The sequence below is a fragment of the Paracoccus ravus genome (assembly GCF_004522175.1).
In the GTDB taxonomy this organism is placed as follows: Bacteria; Pseudomonadota; Alphaproteobacteria; order Rhodobacterales; family Rhodobacteraceae; genus Paracoccus; species Paracoccus ravus.
Map to the genome: position 1 here is coordinate 92,412 of NZ_SDEB01000003.1, position 19,808 is coordinate 112,219.

A 19,808-nucleotide genomic window follows, 5' to 3' on the forward strand; every position below is an offset into this window, starting at 1 on the left:
AGGTCCCAACGCCCGCTGCTCCGCGCAGCGGGCGTTTTGCATTGAAATCGGATTGGTCAGGCCCTATCTAGACAGGTAGCTAGACAGCGAGGTCGCCATGTGGACCCTTCAGGACGCTAAGAACCGCTTTTCCGCCGTGGTCGATGCCGCGCTTGCCGGCCAGCCGCAGCAGGTCACCCGCCGCGGGAAACCGGCGGTCGTCGTACTCTCAGCCGCAGAATATCAACGGATGCGGGCGGCCGCCGCCGAGAAACGCGGCTCGTTCATCGCCCATCTGCTGGATTTTCCCGCCGAGCCTTCGCCCCGTGCCGGCATCCGCCCGCGCGAGGTGAATTTCTGATCCATGCTGATTCTTGACACGAATGTGCTTTCGGCGCTGCGTCGCCCAGAGCGCAATCCCGAGGTCGCGGCATGGCTGACCCGCCAGGACGAGACCGTGCTTTTCCTGTCGGTTGTCAGCCTGGGAGAAATCGAGCGCGGCATCACCCGCCAGGATGAGATCAACCCGTCTTTTGCCCGAGATCTGCGCGACTGGATCGCGCGCACGGTGACCTTGTTCGCCGACCGGCTTTTGCCCTTCGGGCCGGACGAGGCGCTGATCTGGGGCAGGCTTTCGGCCCGGATCGGACATGATGGGGCCGACCTTTTGATCGCGGCGACCGCGCTGGCCCATGACGCCGTGGTGGTGACTGGAAACGTCTCGGATTTCCGCCCGACAGGTTGCCGAATTCTGGATCCGTTTACCGCGATGACGGGCTGAAGGCGGCACGCCCGCCTTGGGAGGGTTTGGACAAAGCCACCAAGGACCGAGAGGCGGGCGAGGTTTTTCCCCCGCCCGGCCCAGAATATCCTCAGCCGCGACGCAACTGTTCGATCAGCGCCGCGCTGGGTTCGCCGGTGACCGGCAAGCCGCGCGATTGCTGATAGGCCCGGATGGCATTCGTCGTGTTCGAGCCGACATTGCCATCGACCCCCTGCGTATCGAAGCCGCGCGCCGTCAGCAGGCTCTGCATTTCCTTGCGCTGCTCAAGTCGAAGGCCAGGATGATTGGCGGGCCAGGGATTCGCGAGCCCGGGATAGCCCGCGATCCGGTCCGCCAGATGCGCGACGGCCAATGCGTAGCTGTCGGCATTGTTGTAGCGCAGAATGGCATGGAAATTGCGCGTGATCAGGAAGGCCGCGCCTTGCGCGCCACCGGGAAGCAGCAATTCCGCCGAGGCGCCGGCCGGGGGAAGCGGGCGCGACGTCGCCTGACGGATCCCCAGCGATTGCCATTCCGCCACAGAGCGCCGCTTGCCCTTGCCCGAAAGCCCGGTATTGAAGCCTGCGGGCAAGGTCACCTCGACCGCGGCGGGCAAACCACGCTGCCAGCCCGATTTCGAGAGGTAATTCGCCGTCGAGGCCAGCGAGTCGCTCGGATCGTTCGACCAGATGTCGCGCCGACCGTCACCGGTGAAATCGGCCGCATAGGCAAGATATGTGGTCGGGATGAACTGGGTATGGCCCATCGCGCCCGCCCAGCTTCCGGTCATATGGCCGGGGTCGATATCGCCGGATTGCAGGATGCGCAGCGCGGCCATCAATTGGCTGCGGAAAAACCCGCCGCGATAACCTTCATAGCTGAGGGTCGAAAGCGCCTCGATCAGCGGCAGGTCACCGCGCCGCTCGCCATAGGTCGATTCCATGCCCCAGACGGCGGTGACAACCTCTTTATCCACGCCATAACTCGCCTCGACCCGGCTGAGCACACCATTATACTGAGCCAGCGCGGCCCGGCCATTGGTCTGGCGTTTTTCCGACACCGCGTTTTCCAGATATTCCCAAAGGGATTTCTTGAACTCGGCCTGGTTCTGGCTGCGACGCACCACCTCGGGGTTATAGACAACATCGCGGAACGCGAGCGACAGGGTTGCGTCGCTGATGCCCTGCGCGCGGGCCTGCCCCTTGAACCCCTCGACCCAGGCATTCAGCCCGGCGACCTTGGCGGCGGGCGGGTTCTGGTTGCGGCCCCATTTGATTTCCTGGCTTTGCTGGGCAACGCCACGCCCGCCCGGATCGTAGCCGCCGCCGCAGGACGCCAGCACCAAGGCCAGCGCCATGAATCCGACCGTGTTCCTGAGTGAAATGCCCATCGCTGCCCCCGATTGTTTTCGGGAATCCTAACCCGGCGCGGCCCGGCTCGAAACCCCTAATGCGACGGGCCCTGCGCCAATGCCTCGCGGGCGCGGTCGGCGCCTTCCAGCACGACCTCGCGCATGGCATTGGCGGCCGCTTCGGGGTCTCGGGATGCGATGGCGCTGGCGATCCGCAAATGCTGCGAGGCGCAGCGCGAGATCCCTTCGGGACTGAGCGCGGGCGAGGAAATCTGGAACGACACCGCCAGCGCCGCCTCGATCAGGGTCGTGACCGAGCGCATGAAGGGATTGCGCGACATGGCCGCGACGGCGAGATGGAAATTCAGATCCTCTTGTGCGACGGATTCACGGCTGTGCTTTGGATTGTCTATCCGGGCAGCAATGCTGAACAGGGTGACGATCTCGTCTGCCGTGGCATTCAGCGCCGCAAGGCGGGCGGCGGCGGGCTCAAAGGCCAGTCGCATGTCCCGAAGGTGATCGACGAATTCCGGGTCCATCCCGGATTGCATCTTCCATGTGATCACGTCTGAATCGACGAAATTCCAGATGTCGCGCGGATTGACTCGCGTGCCGACCCGTGACTTGGCGCGAACCAGCCCCTTGGCCGCAAGAGTCTTCATCGCCTCGCGAAGCACGCTGCGCGAGACGCCAAAACGCTCGAGCAATTGCGGATCGCCCGGCAGGGTCACGCCTTCGGGAAATTCGCCGGTGACGATCGCGCGGCCCAGCTCGTCCACCACCCGGGCATGGCTCGAGCGGGGCTGACTGCCGAACATGCGTTGCCGCAGCACCCCCATGCTCACCCCCCCGCGGCCGAGCGGATCGCCGCGCGGCGCTCCGAGACCAGCAGGATCAGCCTTTGCAGCACGATGAAGGCAAAGAGCAGCAGGCCGATGACGATCTTGGTCCACCATGATGAGAGTGTGCCGTCAAAGACGATATAGGTCTGGATCAGGCCCTGAATCAGCACGCCGAACAAGGTTCCCAGCACCAGACCCGAGCCTCCGGTCAGAAGCGTGCCCCCGACGACGACTGCGGCAATCGCATCAAGTTCGACCCCGACGGTCGCCAGCGAATAGCCGGCCGAGGTATAAAGCGTATAGGCCAGCCCCGCCAACCCCGCCATGAAACCCGAAAACGCGTAAAGCTGGACCATGGTCTTGCGCAGTGGCACGCCCATAAGCTCGGCCGATTGCTCGGAGCCGCCAATGGCATAGACATTCGCGCCGAACCGCGTGCGATGGGCGAGGATCACGCCAATGACAAAGGCCAGAAGCATCAGGATGGCCAGAAAGCTCAGCTTGCCTTTGTCCGGCAGGCGGATGAACAGGCCCTTGAGCAGCTTGATGAAATCATGGCTGATCGGCACGGAATCGGTGGACAGAAGAAAGGCCGCGCCACGCGCCAGAAACATGCCCGCCAGCGTCACGACAAAGGCCGGCATCTTCAAGGCGTGGATCGTCAGCCCCATCAGCGCGCCAAACCCGGTCGAGACCATCAGCGCCAGCGCAAAGGCCAGCGCCGGATGTACCCCGGCTCGCACCAGCACCGCGACAAGGACCGAGGTAAAGGCGATCACCGATCCCATCGACAGATCGATGCCCCCCGACAGGATGACAAAGGTCATGCCCACCGCCGCGATGCCCAGAAACGCATTGTCGGTCAGCAGGTTCCCAAGCACCCGAAAGGACAGCATATTCGGGAATTGCAGCACGCAAAGGGCATAGGCCAGGACAAAGATCAGAACCGTGGCCAGAAAGGGCAGATGGCGGGCGCGGATCATGGCTTGGCTCCTTTCCGCCGCAGCAGGTCGCGCAGCACACCCAGTTCCTCGGCCACGGCGGGCGATTGCAGCGTGAGGATCGCGACGATCACCACCGCCTTGACGATCAGGTTGAATTCCGGCGGCCAGCCCGAGATCAGGATACCGGTGTTCAGCGACTGAATGATCAGCGCCCCGATCAGCGAAGCGGTGATCGAAAACCTTCCGCCCGCGAGCGATGTCCCTCCGATCACGACGGCAAGAATCGCGTCCAACTCCAGCCACAGGCCCGCATTGTTGGCATCGGCCCCGTGAATGTCGGCTGTCACGATCATCCCCGCCATGGCCGCACAAAGGCCGGAAATCGCATAGGTCGCCAGAATGAGGAACCGGGCCCTGACACCGACCAGCATCGAGGCGCGGCGGTTGATCCCGACCGCCTCGATCAAAAGGCCAAGCGCCGTGCGGCGGACCAGCAATCCGACCACCAGTCCCATCGCAAGCCAGATCAGGATCGGCGTCGGAACCCCCATGACCGCGCCCGAACCGAGGAACGAAAACGCGGGATCGTTGAAGGTCAGGATCACTCCCCCGGTGATCAGCTGCGCGATGCCGCGCCCCGCGACCATCAGGATCAGCGTGGCAATGATCGGCTGAATGTCCAGAAAGGCCACGAGAACGCCATTCCACAATCCGCAGACCAGACCCAGGCTCAGCGCCACCAGCAGAACCACGGGAACCGGGTGACCATCGGCCACCAGCGTCGCCGCGATCGCGCCTGTGATCGCCATGACCGCGCCGACCGAAAGGTCGATCCCCTTCGTCGCGATGACCAGCGTCATCCCGACCGCGAGCAGCGCCACCGGCGCGACCCTTACGCCGACATCGATCAGGCTGCCGTAAAGCCGCCCATTCTGCACCGTGACCGAGAAGAAGCCGGGCGAGATCAACCCGATGAGAAGCAGGACGACCCCAAGGGCCAGAAGCTGGGGGTAAAGCTGGCGCAGCCGGGTCATGCGGCATCTCCGGGAACGGCCATGGCCTCGACAATGGCCTCGGCGGTGATTTCGGCACCGCGAAGCTCGCGGACATGGTGACGGTCCGAGAGCACGATGACCCGGGTGGAAAAGGTCACGAGCTCTTCGATTTCGGACGAGATCACGACCAGCGCCATCCCGTCCTCGCGCAGTTTTTCGATCAGGGTGATGATCTCGGCATGGGCACCGATGTCGATGCCGCGCGTCGGCTCGTCGAGGATCAGCAGCCTTGGATCGGTGGCCAGCCAGCGGGCAAGGATCACCTTTTGCTGATTGCCTCCCGACAGGAACTTGATCGGGCGGTTCGGGTCCGGGGGGCGGATATCCAGCGCCTTGATATAGCGCTCGGCCAGGGCGTCAGCCTCGCGCCGGGCGATCGGGCGGGACCAGCCCCGGCTGGCCTGCAGCGCAAGCAGAATGTTCTGGCGCACCGAGAGGTCGCCGATGATGCCATCCGATTTTCGCTCCTCGGGGCACATGCCGAAACCGCGTGCGATGGCATCCTGGGGCGAATGCAGCGTGACCGTTGCACCATCGACCCTGGCCTCGCCGCTATCGGGTCGGTCGATCCCGAAGAGCAGCCGCGCAGTCTCGGTCCGGCCCGAGCCGAGCAGGCCCGCGATCCCGACGACCTCGCCCGCCCGGATATCGAGGTCAAAAGGCGCAATCGCCCCGCGCTTGCCATAATCCTTGAAGCTGAAGGCTGCCGGGCTGTCCGATAGGACTGCGCCCGGATCCCTATGCGCGGTCACCTCGGCCAGTTCGCGGCCCAGCATCATGGCGACCAGATCGCGACGCGGCAGATCCGAGAGCGCGCGGCTTCCAACCATTCGGCCATTGCGCAGGACGGTGACGCGATCGGCGATCTGATAGACCTGATCGAGGAAATGGGTGATGATGACGATGCCCAGGCCCTGTGCGCGCAACTGGCGCAGCACATCGAACAGGGCCTGCACTTCGCGGGCATCAAGGCTCGCGGTCGGCTCGTCGAGAAAGAGCACCTTGCCCGACAGATCCACCGCACGGGCGATCGCAATGATCTGGCGCACCGCGACGGGATAATGCGCCAAAGTCTCGTCGGGATCCGCCTTGACGCCATAGCGTGCCAGCAAATCGCGTGCATCGGCCCGCATCCGGCGACGATCCACCAGCCCCGCGCGACGTGGCTGGCGGCCCAGATAGACATTCTCGGCGACGGTCAGATTGTCGAGCAGATTGACCTCTTGATAGACCGTCCCGATGCCCAGATCCTGCGCCTCGGCGACCGAGCGCGGCTCGACCTCGCGGCCTGCCAGACGCATCACCCCCGCGTCGCGGCGATAGGCCCCGGTCAGGATCTTGACCAGCGTGGATTTCCCGGCCCCGTTTTCGCCCAGAAGGGCATGAATCTCTCCGCCACGCAGGGAGAAATCCACGCCGTCCAGCACTTTCACGCCAAAGAACGACTTTTCGATCCCCTGCGCCTGAAGCAGCGCATTTTCTGTCATCGGTATTCCCCAAAAGGGAGGTCGGGCGGGGTTATGGCCCCCGCCCTCAAACACTCAGTAGCCGAGGTCCTTCTTGGACTCGTAGACGCCCTTGGGGTCGTCGGCCTGAGTGAAAAGTTTCGACTCGGTCTGGATCCATTTCGGCGGAACCGTGCCGTCTGCCTTGAACTTTTCCAGAACGTCGAAGGCCGGGCCCGCCATGTTCGGGGTCAGTTCCACCGTGGCATTGGCCTCGCCCTCGGCCATGGCCAGGAAGATGTCCGGCACGGCGTCGATCGAGACGACCTTGATGTCGGTGCCCGGCTTCAGCCCGGCTTCCTTGATGGCCTGGATTGCGCCGACCGCCATGTCGTCATTATGGGCGTAAACGGCGCAGATATCCTTGCCGCCATTCTCGGCCTTGATGAAGCTTTCCATCACTTCCTTGCCCTTGGTGCGGGTAAAGTCGCCGGTCTGGCTGCGGGCGATGGTGATGTTCGACTTGGCAGCGATGGCCTCTTCGAAGCCCTTCTTGCGGTTGATCGCAGGCGACGAGCCGGTGGTGCCCTGAAGCTCGACGACCTTGCAGGCCTGATCCCCGATCTCTTTGACCAGCCATTCGCCGGCGACCTTGCCCTCATAGACCTGATCGGAAGTGACGGCCGTCAGGTAAAGATCCTCGGGCGCGTCGATCTGGCGGTCCAGGAGGATCACCGGGATCTCGGCATCCTTGGCCTCGGTCAGAACCTCGTCCCAGCCGGTGGCGACAACGGGGGCGATCAGGATCGCGTCAACGCCCTGCGCGATGAAGCCGCGCACCGCCTTGATCTGGTTTTCCTGCTTTTGCTGGGCGTCGGCAAATTTCAGATCGATGCCGCGTTCCTTGGCCTGCTGCTGGGTCACGGTGGTTTCCGCCGCGCGCCAGCCCGATTCCGAGCCGATCTGCGAGAAACCAACCGTCAGATCGGCCGCAAAAGCCGCGCCGCACAGCATCAGACAGGCGACCGAACTGGCCGCAAGAAGCTTGCGTTTCATGATTTTTACTCTCCCTGGAAAGGTCCTCCAACCTTCAAGGAATAGGGATAAAATATGATTTATCACCCGTCAACAGATCAGTTCATGAAGTTTTTCCGGCAAGATCCGTCGCAATAGTCAGATGAAATCGAAGCTTTTGAACGGCCATGTCGGGCGGGGGCGATGGGCGTTTTCGAGCCCGGTCAGATCCTGCGACACCGCACCTTCGGTAAGGGCCATGACCTGCCGCATCGAAAGCTGCCGGAGATCGGGCGAAAGATAGCCCGACTTCACGACCAGCAGATCCGCCGCCAGCGGGTCAAGATCAAGCGCTGCGAAATCGGCAAGGTCGTGGAAGGGTCTGCGCTTTTCGGTCAGAACCAGGGTGATGCCGCCGCAGGTGACGATCGCGGTTTCTCTCGCAAAGCGCACCGAGTCGGGACGCAGGGTGACACGCGGTCCGCCTCCGCCCAGTTCGCCGCCCACAGTCAGCCCGGTCCCATCGCGGCGCAAGTCCGCCACCGCCCGGGGCGCGGCGATGCCGACGATCATTGCCCGCTTGGCGCTCGTCTCGCACCAGCCCCGCGCGAGCAATGCCTCCAGCACGTCGGCCCTGTCGCCCACCGCCCCGGCGGTCGGATTGTCACCGCTATCGGCCAGGATGGTCGGACCGGAAAGCCCGTCCAGCAAGGTATCGAGCGGCGCGGAATACATGTCGGGCCGCAATTCATCGCGTCTGGCCCAATAGGCAGCGGCGATCTCATCGGCGGCGGCCTCACCCGCCTCGCGCTCGGTGCAGGTCACGACCGCAGCAGCCGTCGCGCGCGGGCTGTCGGCCCAGACATAGCCGATCATCAGATTCGCGTCGCTGATTCCCGGCCTTGCGTCATAGCCTGGCAGGGAAGCGTAAAGGCTTTGGCAGGGCTCGACAAATGTCGAGGACATCTCGCCCGAGACCAGGAGCGGGATCGCCCGCCTCACCACCATCGGACGCGGCCCGCCCCGCAGGGCCTCCAGAAGCATCCGCGCGGCGCGGGCGCGGGTCTGGGGCTGGTCGACATGTGGCGCGGTGCGATAGGCGGCAAAGGCATCGACAGTCCGCACAATGGTTTCGGTGATCTGACCATGCAGATCCCAGGCCGAGGAGATGATTGCCTGCGGCCCGACCACCTCGCGGACGGCCCGGACGAAATCCCCCTCGGGATCGTCGATTCCGGGCACGAAATAGGCGCCGTGCATGATCAGAAGCACCCCGTCCAGCGGCAGCGCCGCGCGAAGCCGCGCGCAGAACTCATCGCATTGCGCGGCAAAAACCTCTGGCGAAACCGGCCCGCCGGGGATCGAGCGGTCGTGAAAGATCGGAACCGCCTCAACTCCGTGCCATTCCTGCCCGACCCCGGCCATATCCAGCAGCGCCTGCCCCTCGGTCCGGGTGAAATCGCCCGCGACCTGCAGGAGCGGCGAATAGGTCGAGCATTCGGTATGGATGCCTCCGATGGCGACGCGCATGATTTGTCCTCAGAGTTGCGGCATGAGAGGGGAAAGCGCGACGAAACGCAGCCAATCCTTGGCGGCGGGTTCGGTCCACGCGCTTTCGGCGACGGCGGAAAGCCGGGGAAAGACCATCGCATTCCAGCGCGCGCGGCTCGAAAGCATCTCGGACCAGACTCCGGCCTGTATGCCGATGAGCCGCCCGGAGGCATCCTCGGGCAGGCCCTCGGCAGGCTCGAATCCATAGGTCTTTTCCACAGTTGCCGTGCCTGCCCAGCTCAGCCCGATCGCGTCCCAACTGTCCGAAGCCGTCATGTCCATGTAATAGGCCTGCCCCGGCGTCGCGATCACGTCATAGCCCGCCCGCATCAATTCAGCGGTTTTCTCAACCGAGCGCCATGCGAAAAGCAGCGTGCCCTCGGGGCTGACGCCGCCGCCATCCGCGCATTCGTCCCAGCCCGCCAGTTCGCGGCCCCGCGCCTTCAGCATCTGATGCATCCGGCGCATGAAAAGCGCCTGCAGCCGGTGGGTGACGCCCTCGCCCGCGATCCCTTCGGCCTCGGCCAGCCGCATCGCGGCGGGGCTTTGCTGCCAGGACCGGGGATCGACCTCATCCCCACCCAGATGGACCAGCCGCGAGGGGAAAATCTCGCAAACCGTATCGAGCACCGTGCCCAGCACCTCATAAACCGCAGGCATGGCCGGGTTCACGGCATTGTTCGGATAGCCTTGGATCGAGCGATAGCTGTCGGGAACCTCATCCGGGTCGGTGAGACCGGGGATCGCCGCCAGAAGCGAGGTCAGATGCCCCGGCATGTCGATCTCGGGCAGGACCTCGATGCCAAGGCTTGCTGCATGGGCGACCAGCGCGCGCGCCTCGGCCATGGAATAATGCCCCGCCTGCCCCGAAGACGGATCGGCATATTGCGGCAGCAAAGGCAGGCCCGTCCCGCGACGCGCGCCGATTCCGGTCAAAGCGGGCAGCGCGGGAATCTCGATCCGCCAGCCCTCGTCATCGGTCAGATGCCAATGGAAACGGTTCATCCGATGCCATGCGAGGATATCGACGGCGCGGCGGACCTCGTCGATCGTCCGGAAGTTCCGCGCCACATCCATATGCATCCCGCGCCACGCAAAGCGCGGATGATCCGAGATCCGCCCGCGCAATGGCTCGCGGAAGCGCGGATCGGTCAGCGCCGCGTGGCTGATTTGGGCCAGAGCGATCAGCCCATGCCTGCGCCCCGCCGCGTCCGCATGGGTCAGGGTGATGCGCTCGGGCGTGAAATCAAGAGCATAGCCCTCGGGCGGTAGCGCGGCCCTCTGGCAGGTGACGGGACGGCCATCGCGCGAAAGAACGCTGCGCGCGAAGGGAAAGAGCCTTTGATGCAGCGCGGCGATCTCGGCCAGATCGGCGGAAAATGCCAGCCCGCGCGGCGCGGCCCATTCGGAAATTTCGACCTGCTGCGGCCAAGGCAGCAGGCCCAGAGGCTGCTCGATCCGGCCCTCGGGCAGAGCGGCCAAGGCTTCGCGCGGCGCGCCGGGCGGCGGCTCGAGATCGCCGGTCAGGATGGGGATTTCGCCGGTATCGGTTTCGAGCCAAGCCGCCATGATCCCTTGGCTGCGGTTTTTCGGTTCATGGGTCAGGTCCATGATCCGGATCACCCACACCCCACCCGCCGCGATCAGCAGATCCTTGGGCGCGATCAGCCGGTGGAAATTGCCGAAACGCCGGTCCAGCCGCGCGCCCTCCATGCCCGTATCGGACGCGATGCGGGTCATCGACGAGAGGCAGAGCGCATGCGGGTGGATCGGTGCAGGACCGTGGTTATGGATGGTCAGGCGGAACATCCCGCCTTTGCTCTGCGGCGCGCCGTCGGGCGACCAGCTTTGCTCAAGGACCAAGGTCACTGCGGCAGGTCCATCAAGCGCAGCCCCTCATCCAAGGCGACCAGATCGCGCAGGGCGGTTCCGGCGGCAATCTCCAGCGCGGGCAGGTGCATCGCCTGACGCGGCAGGTCAGTCGCCATGGCAATCGCGCGTTCCAGCGGCAGCCCGGTCATTGCGATCAGACGGCGCAGCGATTCCAGCATGTCGATATGCGCCCCGGCGAGCGAACCTTGCGCATTGACCAGAGCCCCGTTTTCCACATGGATCTCGCCGCCGTAAAGCGAGAAGCGACCCGGCCCGCCTACCGTCGGCATGGCATCCGAGACGAGAAAGCAGCGATCCGGACGCGGGCGCGCATTCAGCGCAATCGACAGCATCTCGGGCGAGACATGGATGCCATCCGCGATCAGCCCGCACCAGCCCTCGGACAGGATCGCGGCCGCGATCACCCCCGGCGCGCGCGAAGACATCTGCGGCATGGCGTTGTAAAGATGGGTAAACATGCTGACGCCATCCGCCATCCCCTGCCGGGCCTCTTCGGCACTGGCCATCGTGTGCCCCGCCGAAAGGACCACGCCCATCGCCGCCGCCTCGCGCAAAAGCGCCGGATCGGCAAGCTCGGGGGCCAGCGTCAGAAGCGTCGGTGCCCCCGCCTCGCGCAGTCGGCGCAGGACCTGCATCGTGCGCGCATCCAGAGGGCGGATGAAGCGCGCGTCATGCGTGCCCTTGCGCTCGGGGGCGATATGCGGCCCCTCTATATGGATGCCCGCGATGCCGGGATGGCCCATCGCCGCGATGACCGCGTCCGCAGCGGCCTCCATGATTTCGGGCGCGTCGGTGATGACCGTGGGCAGGATCTGCGCGGTGCCAAGGCGATGATGCGCAGCGGCGATGGCGGCGATGCCCTCGGGCGTCGGATCGGCGTTGAAGAGCACGCCGCCTCCGCCGTTCACTTGCAGGTCGGTGCAGCCGGGCATCAGGATCGGCACGGTCAGGTCGGGCGTCTCCGCACCCAGCGGGCGCAGGGCGGTGATCCGGCCATCCGCGATTTCGACGGCGAGGCCCTCGGCCAGCCGACCCCCGGTCCAGAGCCTGTCGGCGGCGATCAGCATGCATCCTCCGGGTAATAGGCGGCGAGGGTTTCCTCGACATGGGCCTGCAATATCGCGCGGGGCGCAGGCAGCGCCAGCCGGGCTGCGCGGCTCAGCGTGGCGGGGGGCAGATATTGTTGCAAAAGCGGCATGGGCAGCGGGCCCTCAAGTGCAGCGCATAGCGCCTGAACCTCGGCCTCGGCGCGGGGCCAATAGTAGCGGATCCGGTCGGCATAGCCGAAATGCCGCATCAAGCGCTGGTCCGCCGCATCGCCGTGATAATGGCCCTGCCAATATTGCGGCTGTTCGAGCATCAAGGCCTCGAGCCGCTCCGAGATATGCGGGCTGCCATCGATCCAGATCTGGACATGGGAAAGCGCATAAAGCGCCTCTCGCCACGCAAAGGTCAGCGCCGGTCCGACCTTGAGGATGCCGAAATTGCGCCGGGTCAGGTCGGCATAGACCTCGGGCGACTGGTAATCGGTCGAATGGGCCTCGAAGCAGAGCCTGTCGTTTTCGGCCAGCACGGGGGAAAGCAGATCGGGCCGGGAACGGTCGAAACGGTGGATCGTCGCGGGCGCGAATTCAAGACCCGGCTGGACCACCAGCCCGCGCACCCTGAGCCATGCCTCAGACACCCCGGCGGCGGCAAAGGCCGTCTCATGCGCGGCAAGGGTCGCGGTGGCATTTGCCGCAGGCGTCGGCGTGATCCCCTCGCCGTCATGGCGCGCACCGCCCGGAGGCGGAACCTCGGTCCCGACGATATAGGCCAGCGCTTCGGGGTTGGGTGCGGCGGCCTCGGCCACGGCGGCAAGGCGCGCGGCGCGGGCGGCGGCCATGGCATCGCCCAGTTGCGCGGGTTCGCCCATGCACCCCTCGGAGCAGTCGAGATGGATCTTGGTGAAACCGGCGCGGACGTAATCGGCGATCATCACCTCGGCATGGGCCATCGCCGCCTCGGCGGAGAGGTTGCGCCATGCCTGAGGGCCCAGATGGTCGCCGCCGAGGATCAGCGGCACATCCTCCAGCCCATGCGCCTTGGCGATGCCGCGCACGAAGCGGACAAAATCGGCGGGCGTCATGCCGGTATAGCCGCCGAACTGGTTGACCTGGTTCGAGGTCGCCTCGATCAGCGCGGGCATGTCGTGGTCGCGCGCCTGCCGCAGACCCGCCGCGATCACATCTGGATGGGCCGAGCAGACCGATGGGATGGCCGGTCCCATTCCCTTGCGCATGGCGCGGATCAAAGGGGTCAGAAGATCGCTCATGCCTTGCCCGCCTTTGCCATCAATGCCGCGCCCCGCGCGCCGGAACTGTCGCCATGTTGCGCCACGCGGATATCGGGCAGGCGCACCTGCCCCAGCCGCAACCGTTCCAGCGCCGAGGTCAGGCGCGCGGGCAGGCCGGGGATGTTCGAGAGCCCGCCGCCCAGCACGATCACCTGCGGGTCAAGCATCAGCTGCGCAGAATAAAGCATCTCTCCGGTCAGATCGGCCCAGATCGACATGACCCGCGCGGCCTCGGGGTCGCTCTCGGCCCGCGCCGCGACGCTAACCGGGTCGGGATCGCTGAGCCCCGCCCATTCCGCGATCCGCCGCAATCCTGTGCCCGAAATGTAGTTCTCATTGCAAGCGTCGCGCCCGCAGCCGCAGAGCCAGATCGGCAGGCCGTGGCGGGCCAGCGCGCGGGCGGGCATGCCAAGATGGCCGATCTCGACCGCAAGCCCCGCATGGCGCGGCGGCAGATCGCCCCGTATCACGAGGCCCGAGCCGACCCCGGTGCCAAGGATCAGGCCATAGACCGAATCCGCCCCCTCGCCCGCGCCGCCATGCGCCTCGGAATAGGCGAAGGCCATGCAGTCGTTGATCAAGGGCAGTTCCCGCCCCAGCGCCAAGCCAAGCTCGCGCCCGAGACTGCGCCCCGAGGTCGGAATATTCGAGGCCGTGGCGATTCCCGTCTGCGGGTCGATCAGCCCGGCGATGGAAATGGCGATGGGCAGGGCAGGATCTGCCGCCGCCTGTTCGAGCCAGCGGATCTGGCCCACCAGCGCGGCAAGGAATTGCGCGAAATCCTCGCGCGGGGTCGGGACGCGGTGGGTCTGAAGGGTGGCCATATCGGCATCGAAGAGCCGCGCCTCGATCTTGGTGCCGCCGAGGTCGATCGCGCCGCTGATCATGGCTGCCACGCGTAGAGCTTCACGCCCGAGACCACGCGGGTCAGTTTATCGCCGAAGAAGGGATCGTCGACATTCCTGTGCAACGCCTCGGACCAGCGATGCGCGAGAATCTGCGCGGGCAGGACATAAAGCGCGGGATCGGCCGGGGTCCCGGTGGGGGACAGATCGATGTCACAACCCTTTCCGATGGTCACCACGGTATTGGTGCCGAACTGTCTGCGTACCTCTTTTGCAAGGTCCAGATCGTAGCGCGCTGTCTGGGGGTCCGGCGAGACCATGACAAAGATCATTACGCGGAACGAATCGGCTGCCGCCTTGGGACCGTGACGGAAACCCAGCGTGCTGTCCCATTGCGTTATAGTCCGCCCGCCGGTCAGTTCCAGAACCTTCAGCGCCGATTCCCGCGCGATGCCGGTCAGAGCACCCGAGCCCAGAAAAATCGCCCGTTCAGGCACGGCGCGCTCGATGCTCCAAAGCTGCGGCAGCAGCGCCTGCGCGGCATCCGCCAGCCTCGGCAGAGTCTCGACAGGATCGAAACCCGGATCCAGACAGGCCAAGGCGCTCAGATACATGGTCGTGAAGCTCGAGGTCATCGCGAAGCCGCGGTCATGGGTCACGGGCGGCAGAATCAGGGCGCGGGTCTCGCCCGGTCCCGGCCCCTCTCGCGTCGCCATCGCACTGGTCGCATTGCAGGTGATCTGCAGGCGGTCGATATCGGGGCGATGCGCGTCGAGAAGGTCCAGCAGACCAAGGGATTCCGAACTGTTACCGCTGCGGCCGAACTGGACCGACAGCACCCGCCCCTTGGTCCCAAGGGCCAGTCCGGGGGCCGAAACCAGATCGGTCGTGGGCCATGGGCGCAGATTGCCCCCCAATTGCCGCGCCAGAACCTCGCCGATATAGGCCGATGTTCCCGCCCCCGAGAGCCAAACCTCATCCGGCGCGCGTGCCGCAATCCATGCGCGCAAGTCCGCCGCGCGATCGGCCAAAGGCTGCGCCCAATCGCGCCAGATCTCGGGTTGCGCGTTGATTTCCTGGGCGGTGAATGTGGTCATGCCTCGTCCTTGTCCTCGGTTTCGGCGGGCGCGGCGACGATCAGCCTGACGCCCGCGGCCTCCAGCGCCGCGGTGATCTCGGGGGTGGGAGGGCGGTCGGTGATCAGGATCGCCACCCGCGCCAGCCCGCAGATGCGATGCAGGCGCGAGCCGCGGAATTTCGTATGGTCGGCCAGAACGATGACACGGGATGCTGCTTCGACCATGGCGCGGGTGACATGGGCCTCATCCTCGGAATAGGTAGAAAGACCGCCCTCGGGATCGATGCTGTCCGCGCCCATGACGAATGTGTCGAAATTCATCCCCGCAAGGCTCGATTCCGCCAGCCGTCCGGTCAGCGATCCGGTCGAGGGGCGGATCACCCCTCCGGTCAGCATCACCGTATGGCGGCCATTGCGCATCGCGTTCTGCGCCACCATCAGCCCCGAGGTCATCACCGTCGTGGGCGGATGATCGTCGCTATGGCCCAGCAAATCCGCCACGATCTCGACGGTCGAGCCATTGTCGATCAAAAGCGCCCGGTCGTCCGTCAGCAACTCGAACGCGGCGGCGGCAATGCGGCGCTTGGCCTCGGGATTGGCAAGGCGGCGGTCGGCGGCCTGCGGATGCACCGCTGCCCCCGCGCTTTGCGCCGCCAGCGCCAAGGCCAGTTCGATGCGGAAATCGGCCAGACCGGCAAAACCGAGGCTGCGGCAGAAGCGGATCAGCGTGGGTTCGGATGTACCCAGCCGGGCGCAAATCTCGCGCGAGGTCATGCGGATGAATTCGGACGGGTCATCCGACACGAAGGCCGCAATGGCACGCAGTTTCGCGGGCATCATGTCGCGCGCCGACAGCACCGCCGCCCAAAGGGCAGCGCCGTGAAGCGGCTTGTCGTCATGCGCCTGCTGCATCCCGCGCCCCATTGGCCTGCTGTGCTGGGCACAATGTTTTCCAACGCAAAATGTTTGTCAAACTAAAATCCATACAGTTCGATTTTAGGGTGACTGAAAAAAATGTTTACAGAAGCTTTGAATTGGTGTTGCCTTCCCTTCATCACCCGACCCGGAGGTCCGATGCCTGCCCGTCCCAATCCCCCGCTTCTCGAAGTCTGCGTGGACGATCCGGCCGGGCTTGCGGCGGCGATCGCAGGTGGTGCCGACCGGATCGAGCTGTGCGCGGCGCTGGCGGTCAGCGGGCTGACGCCGTCGCCGGGTCTGATCGCGCAGGCGACTGAGGCGGCGATCCCGGTCTGCGCCATGATCCGCCCCCGGCCCGGCGGTTTCATCTATTCGCCCGAGGAACTCGACGCGGCTTTCCAAGACATCCGGGCGGTCAGGGCGGCGGGGCTTGCGGGCATCGTGACCGGCGCGACCCTGCCCGACGGGCGGATGGATCTGGACACCATGACGCGGCTGCGTGATGCGGCAGATGGGTTGGAACTGGTGATCCACCGCGCCTTCGACCTCTCCCCCGATCTGGACGAGGCGCTGGAGCAGGCGATCGAACTGGGAGCGTGCCGCATCCTGACCGCAGGCGGAACCCGCGCCGCGCCCGAGGGGATCGAGGCCCTGGCCCGGCTTTCCGCGCAGGCCGGGGACCGCATCACCATCATGGCGGGCGGCGGCGTGCTGCCCGAGAACGCGGCCCGCCTGCTGGCGGCGGGGGTGCATGACCTGCATGCCTCCTGCACCAGCATGGTCGAGGACCCCTATCCCGCGACCCGCATCAATATTCCGGCAAGCAGGCCGCAAACCTTGGCCGAGAATGTCCGCGCGCTCCGCGAAGCGATGGAACGCGCCACGGAGGCCGCGCAATGAAGAACGGGATGAAGACCGGCATTATCGGCCTTGGCAATCGCATCGCCGCGATCCTGCCCTTTCTGCGCGAGACCTGCCCCGATCTGGAGCTCGTCGCCGTGGCCGATCCCGGCCCCGCGCATGAGGATCGTCTGAACGAGGCCGCACCCGCCCATTCCTATACCAATCCCGCTGAGATGCTGGCCAAGCACCGCTTCGACCTGCTGCTGATCGGCTCGCCCAATCACCTGCATCTGGCCCATCTGCGGCAGGCTCTGGCCAGCGACACGCCCCATATCTTTGCCGAAAAACCAGTTGTGATCTCGCTTGAGGAGACGCTGGAACTGGCGCGGCTGCTTGCGGCCCATGACGGCGTGAACCGCGTCGCGGTCGGAATGGTGCTGCGCTATTCCGCGCTTTACCGCGCGCTGCGCGCCGCCGCGCCGCAAATCGGCGAGGTCATGTCCATCGAGGCCTCCGAGCATATCGCCCCCTATCATGGCAGCTTCTTCATGCGCGACTGGCGACGCGATTCCGCGCTGTCGGGCGGCTTCATGCTGGAGAAATGCTGCCATGATATCGACCTATACCAAGGCACGGTCGGCGCGCGGCCCGCGCGGGTCGCTAGCTTTGGCGGGCGCAAGAAATATCTGCCCACGCATCGCCCGGTAGACACGCCAAGCTACCTGAAAGTGATGTCTCCACGCTGGGGCGGCGCGCCGGATGCCTATTCTGGACAGGGCGATCTAATCGACTACCAGACCGCGCTGGTCGAATATCAGAACGGCGCGACCATGGCGTTTCACACCAATATGAACACGCCCGACGAGTTCCGCCGCTTTGCCGTCATCGGCACCGAGGGCATGGCCGAGGGCGATTTCATCCGCAATTACTTCAAGTTGACCCGCGCCCATGACAGCGCCGTGCTGATTGACGATCCCGAAATCGGCAAGGCGGGCGACATGACACATCATTATGGCGCGGATGAGGCCATGTGCCGCGATCTCGCCGCCTTCTGGCGCGGGGAACTGCCCGAACTGCCGCTGACCGTGACGGATGCGCTTGAAGCGGGCGTCACGGCCCTTGCCATGGATCAGGCCCGACGCGAGGGTCGGGTGGTGGACCTCGTCGCCTTCTGGGCCGAATTCGACGCCGCCCTGTCGGGCAAGGCGGCTGCATGAAGCGGGTAGATGCCTTTCCCTATCTGCTTCTGATCCCCGCCCTTCTTCTGGTCGGTACCATCGCCGCATGGCCCTTGGTCGAGACCTTCCGCCTGTCCTTCACCGATGCCTCCATGAAGCAAACCCAAAGCTATGTCGGCTTTGAAAATTATGCCAAATTCTTCCAGCGCGATTTCTGGCCGATCCTTGGCCGGACGCTGGTTTGGACTTCGCTCTCGGTCAGCCTGAAACTGGTCATGGGTCTGCTGGGCGCGGTGCTGCTGAATGCCGCCGTGCCGGGACGGGCGCTGTTCCGCATCCTGATCATGCCGCCATGGGTCGTGCCGGTTGCAGTCGGCTGCTTCATGTGGGCATGGATGTATAATGGCCAGTTCGGGATGATTTCCGGCCTTGGCCAGCGTTTCGAGCTGTTCTCGGGGCCGTTCGAGTTTCTCGCCTACAAGCAGGCGGCCTTTATCGCCACGGTCGTCACCGATGTCTGGATCGGCACGCCGCTGGTCTCGCTTTACCTTCTGGCGGCGATGCAGACGATCCCGAAGGACCTTTACGAGGCCGCATGGACCGATGGCGCGGGGCGCTTCTACCGCTTCCGCCGGGTGACGCTGCCGCTGCTGATGCCCTCGATCACCACGATGGCGCTGCTGTCCACGATCTGGACCTTCAACAGCTTCGAGATCATCTGGATCCTGACCGAGGGCGGGCCACGCGGCTCGACCACGACCATGATCATCGACACCTATCGCACCGCGATCTCGCGCTTCCGCTACGGCGAGGGCGCGGCGCGGGCGGTGATGATCCTGATCTGCCTGATGGTGCTCTCGGCGATCTATCTGGCGCTTCTGAACCGCCTGACCCGAAAAGGGCGCACAAAATGATCAACCGCTATCGCTGGTGGGAACTCGTCCTGATCTATGCCGGCATGGCACTGTTCCTGACCTTCATGCTGGCCCCCTTTGTCGAGGCCTTCATGGTCTCGCTGCGTCCCTTGGCAGAGGTCTTCCGCATCCCCTATCGCTTCTTCGCCGAAGGGATGAGCTTTGCGAATTACCACCAGATCTGGATTTCGCAGCCGATGCTGGGGCGCTGGATCATCAACAGCTTTGGCATCGCGGTGGCGGTGACGGCCCTGTCCATGGCCTGCTCGATCCCCGCCGCCTATGCCTTCGCCCGCTTCAAGTTCAAACTGCGCGACGGGCTGCTGTCGGTCTTCCTTGCCGTCTCGATGGTGGGGGCGGCGGTGCTGATCATCCCGCTTTACAAGCTGATGCTGGCGCTGGGGCTTCTGAACACCTATGCGGCGATGATCATCCCGGGCGCGGCCTTCACCGTGCCGACCGGCATCTTCCTCATGCGCAGCTATTTCATGCGCATCCCCGCCGAGCTTGAGGAAGCCGCCTATGTCGACGGCGCCTCGCGGCTCTATACGATGCGCCGGGTGATCCTGCCGATCGCGGCGCCGGGCATGGTCGTCGTCGCCATCACCACCTTCATCACGGCCTATGCCCAGCAGTTCCTGTTTGCGCTGACCTTCAACTCGAAGAACCACCTGAACCCGCTGCCGGTCGGCCTTTACCAGTTCTTCGGTCATCAGGAGGTTCGCTGGAACGAACTGATGGCCGCCAGCATCGTCGGCGTGCTGCCGGTGCTTGTGCTCTACGTCTTCCTGCAAAGATACATCGTTGCCGGGTTGACCGCCGGCGCGGTGAAGGAGTGACGCCTTCGGTCGCATAAAACA

At 65.0% G+C, this 19,808-nt stretch carries 19 protein-coding genes; 6 read left to right on the top strand and 13 right to left on the bottom strand.

All coding sequences use genetic code 11. From position 1 onward, the window contains the following. Positions 1-97: 97 nt before the first annotated feature. Complete coding sequence (locus ESZ60_RS03805) at positions 98-340, top strand: type II toxin-antitoxin system Phd/YefM family antitoxin (protein WP_134679089.1); 243 nt, start codon at positions 98-100, stop codon at positions 338-340. Between the two features lie 3 nt (positions 341-343). Beyond that, on the top strand, positions 344-760 hold the full coding sequence (locus ESZ60_RS03810; RefSeq protein WP_134679090.1) for a type II toxin-antitoxin system VapC family toxin: 417 nt from the start codon (positions 344-346) through the stop codon (positions 758-760). A gap of 91 nt (positions 761-851) precedes the next feature. On the opposite strand, the gene ESZ60_RS03815 is transcribed toward ESZ60_RS03810, so the two are convergent. The 13 genes from ESZ60_RS03815 to ESZ60_RS03875 form a co-directional block, all read right to left on the bottom strand. Beyond that, positions 852-2,132 (bottom strand): lytic murein transglycosylase, encoded by a 1,281-nt coding sequence (locus ESZ60_RS03815; RefSeq protein WP_134679091.1) that lies wholly within the window; start codon positions 2,130-2,132, stop codon positions 852-854. 56 nt (positions 2,133-2,188) lie between these two features. Beyond that, a complete protein-coding gene (locus ESZ60_RS03820) occupies positions 2,189-2,932 on the bottom strand; it encodes a FadR/GntR family transcriptional regulator (RefSeq protein ID WP_134679092.1) in 744 nt (247 codons plus the stop codon). Positions 2,933-2,934: 2 nt separating this feature from the next. Further along, entirely contained in the window at positions 2,935-3,918 is a 984-nt protein-coding gene (gene yjfF, locus ESZ60_RS03825; protein WP_134679093.1) for a galactofuranose ABC transporter, permease protein YjfF, read from the bottom strand. Next, positions 3,915-4,913: an ABC transporter permease gene (locus ESZ60_RS03830; RefSeq protein WP_134679094.1), complete on the bottom strand. Its 999-nt coding sequence runs from the start codon at positions 4,911-4,913 to the stop codon at positions 3,915-3,917. The genes yjfF and ESZ60_RS03830 overlap by 4 nt, the downstream gene beginning before the upstream one ends. Then, positions 4,910-6,421: a sugar ABC transporter ATP-binding protein gene (locus ESZ60_RS03835; protein ID WP_134679095.1), complete on the bottom strand. Its 1,512-nt coding sequence runs from the start codon at positions 6,419-6,421 to the stop codon at positions 4,910-4,912. The genes ESZ60_RS03830 and ESZ60_RS03835 overlap by 4 nt, the downstream gene beginning before the upstream one ends. A 54-nt stretch (positions 6,422-6,475) precedes the next feature. Then, on the bottom strand, positions 6,476-7,435 hold the full coding sequence (gene ytfQ / locus ESZ60_RS03840) for a galactofuranose ABC transporter, galactofuranose-binding protein YtfQ (RefSeq protein WP_134679096.1): 960 nt from the start codon (positions 7,433-7,435) through the stop codon (positions 6,476-6,478). Positions 7,436-7,552: 117 nt separating this feature from the next. Then, positions 7,553-8,923 carry a M81 family metallopeptidase gene (locus ESZ60_RS03845; RefSeq protein WP_134679097.1) on the bottom strand — a complete coding sequence of 457 codons (1,371 nt, stop codon included), beginning with the start codon at positions 8,921-8,923 and terminating at the stop codon, positions 7,553-7,555. Positions 8,924-8,932: 9 nt separating this feature from the next. After that, on the bottom strand, positions 8,933-10,813 hold the full coding sequence (locus ESZ60_RS03850) for a beta-N-acetylhexosaminidase (protein WP_134679098.1): 1,881 nt from the start codon (positions 10,811-10,813) through the stop codon (positions 8,933-8,935). Continuing rightward, positions 10,810-11,904, bottom strand: coding sequence for an N-acetylglucosamine-6-phosphate deacetylase (locus ESZ60_RS03855; protein ID WP_134679099.1), 1,095 nt, complete (start codon positions 11,902-11,904; stop codon positions 10,810-10,812). Before ESZ60_RS03855 ends, ESZ60_RS03850 begins: the two co-directional genes overlap by 4 nt. Continuing rightward, positions 11,898-13,151, bottom strand: a complete 1,254-nt coding sequence (locus ESZ60_RS03860; RefSeq protein ID WP_134679100.1) for a class II D-tagatose-bisphosphate aldolase non-catalytic subunit — start codon at positions 13,149-13,151, stop codon at positions 11,898-11,900. The genes ESZ60_RS03855 and ESZ60_RS03860 overlap by 7 nt, the downstream gene beginning before the upstream one ends. Continuing rightward, positions 13,148-14,059, bottom strand: coding sequence for an ROK family protein (locus ESZ60_RS03865; protein WP_134679221.1), 912 nt, complete (start codon positions 14,057-14,059; stop codon positions 13,148-13,150). Before ESZ60_RS03865 ends, ESZ60_RS03860 begins: the two co-directional genes overlap by 4 nt. Continuing rightward, entirely contained in the window at positions 14,056-15,114 is a 1,059-nt protein-coding gene (locus ESZ60_RS03870) for an AgaS family sugar isomerase (protein ID WP_134679101.1), read from the bottom strand. Before ESZ60_RS03870 ends, ESZ60_RS03865 begins: the two co-directional genes overlap by 4 nt. Next, the gene (locus ESZ60_RS03875; RefSeq protein WP_134679102.1) at positions 15,111-16,007 is read right to left on the bottom strand and encodes a DeoR/GlpR family DNA-binding transcription regulator; all 897 of its coding nucleotides are present in this window, start codon (positions 16,005-16,007) and stop codon (positions 15,111-15,113) included. The genes ESZ60_RS03870 and ESZ60_RS03875 overlap by 4 nt, the downstream gene beginning before the upstream one ends. A 162-nt stretch (positions 16,008-16,169) precedes the next feature. On the opposite strand from ESZ60_RS03875, the gene ESZ60_RS03880 reads away from it, so the two are divergent. From ESZ60_RS03880 to ESZ60_RS03895, 4 genes are read left to right on the top strand one after another with little or no spacing between them, the layout of a single operon-like run. Continuing rightward, positions 16,170-16,913, top strand: a complete 744-nt coding sequence (locus tag ESZ60_RS03880; protein WP_134679103.1) for a copper homeostasis protein CutC — start codon at positions 16,170-16,172, stop codon at positions 16,911-16,913. 8 nt (positions 16,914-16,921) lie between these two features. Then, positions 16,922-18,073 (top strand): Gfo/Idh/MocA family protein, encoded by a 1,152-nt coding sequence (locus ESZ60_RS03885; protein ID WP_134679222.1) that lies wholly within the window; start codon positions 16,922-16,924, stop codon positions 18,071-18,073. Then, the gene (locus ESZ60_RS03890) at positions 18,070-18,948 is read left to right on the top strand and encodes a carbohydrate ABC transporter permease (protein WP_134679104.1); all 879 of its coding nucleotides are present in this window, start codon (positions 18,070-18,072) and stop codon (positions 18,946-18,948) included. The genes ESZ60_RS03885 and ESZ60_RS03890 overlap by 4 nt, the downstream gene beginning before the upstream one ends. Further along, positions 18,945-19,787, top strand: a complete 843-nt coding sequence (locus tag ESZ60_RS03895; RefSeq protein ID WP_134679105.1) for a carbohydrate ABC transporter permease — start codon at positions 18,945-18,947, stop codon at positions 19,785-19,787. Before ESZ60_RS03890 ends, ESZ60_RS03895 begins: the two co-directional genes overlap by 4 nt. Positions 19,788-19,808 lie beyond the last annotated feature (21 nt).

What these genes read in the sequence shown, in the direction of transcription:
- ESZ60_RS03805 (WP_134679089.1), top strand. Translation starts at nt 98, where the DNA reads ATGTGGACCCTTCAGGACGCTAAGAACCGCTTTTCCGCCGTGGTCGAT.
- ESZ60_RS03865 (WP_134679221.1), bottom strand. Translation starts at nt 14,059, where the DNA reads ATGATCAGCGGCGCGATCGACCTCGGCGGCACCAAGATCGAGGCGCGG.
- ESZ60_RS03860 (WP_134679100.1), bottom strand. Translation starts at nt 13,151, where the DNA reads ATGAGCGATCTTCTGACCCCTTTGATCCGCGCCATGCGCAAGGGAATG.
- ESZ60_RS03875 (WP_134679102.1), bottom strand. Translation starts at nt 16,007, where the DNA reads ATGCAGCAGGCGCATGACGACAAGCCGCTTCACGGCGCTGCCCTTTGG.
- ESZ60_RS03835 (WP_134679095.1), bottom strand. Translation starts at nt 6,421, where the DNA reads ATGACAGAAAATGCGCTGCTTCAGGCGCAGGGGATCGAAAAGTCGTTC.
- ESZ60_RS03820 (WP_134679092.1), bottom strand. Translation starts at nt 2,932, where the DNA reads ATGGGGGTGCTGCGGCAACGCATGTTCGGCAGTCAGCCCCGCTCGAGC.
- ESZ60_RS03830 (WP_134679094.1), bottom strand. Translation starts at nt 4,913, where the DNA reads ATGACCCGGCTGCGCCAGCTTTACCCCCAGCTTCTGGCCCTTGGGGTC.
- ESZ60_RS03815 (WP_134679091.1), bottom strand. Translation starts at nt 2,132, where the DNA reads ATGGGCATTTCACTCAGGAACACGGTCGGATTCATGGCGCTGGCCTTG.
- ESZ60_RS03880 (WP_134679103.1), top strand. Translation starts at nt 16,170, where the DNA reads ATGCCTGCCCGTCCCAATCCCCCGCTTCTCGAAGTCTGCGTGGACGAT.
- ESZ60_RS03870 (WP_134679101.1), bottom strand. Translation starts at nt 15,114, where the DNA reads ATGACCACATTCACCGCCCAGGAAATCAACGCGCAACCCGAGATCTGG.
- ESZ60_RS03855 (WP_134679099.1), bottom strand. Translation starts at nt 11,904, where the DNA reads ATGCTGATCGCCGCCGACAGGCTCTGGACCGGGGGTCGGCTGGCCGAG.
- ESZ60_RS03810 (WP_134679090.1), top strand. Translation starts at nt 344, where the DNA reads ATGCTGATTCTTGACACGAATGTGCTTTCGGCGCTGCGTCGCCCAGAG.
- ytfQ (WP_134679096.1), bottom strand. Translation starts at nt 7,435, where the DNA reads ATGAAACGCAAGCTTCTTGCGGCCAGTTCGGTCGCCTGTCTGATGCTG.
- ESZ60_RS03895 (WP_134679105.1), top strand. Translation starts at nt 18,945, where the DNA reads ATGATCAACCGCTATCGCTGGTGGGAACTCGTCCTGATCTATGCCGGC.
- ESZ60_RS03885 (WP_134679222.1), top strand. Translation starts at nt 16,922, where the DNA reads ATGAAGACCGGCATTATCGGCCTTGGCAATCGCATCGCCGCGATCCTG.
- ESZ60_RS03845 (WP_134679097.1), bottom strand. Translation starts at nt 8,923, where the DNA reads ATGCGCGTCGCCATCGGAGGCATCCATACCGAATGCTCGACCTATTCG.
- yjfF (WP_134679093.1), bottom strand. Translation starts at nt 3,918, where the DNA reads ATGATCCGCGCCCGCCATCTGCCCTTTCTGGCCACGGTTCTGATCTTT.
- ESZ60_RS03890 (WP_134679104.1), top strand. Translation starts at nt 18,070, where the DNA reads ATGAAGCGGGTAGATGCCTTTCCCTATCTGCTTCTGATCCCCGCCCTT.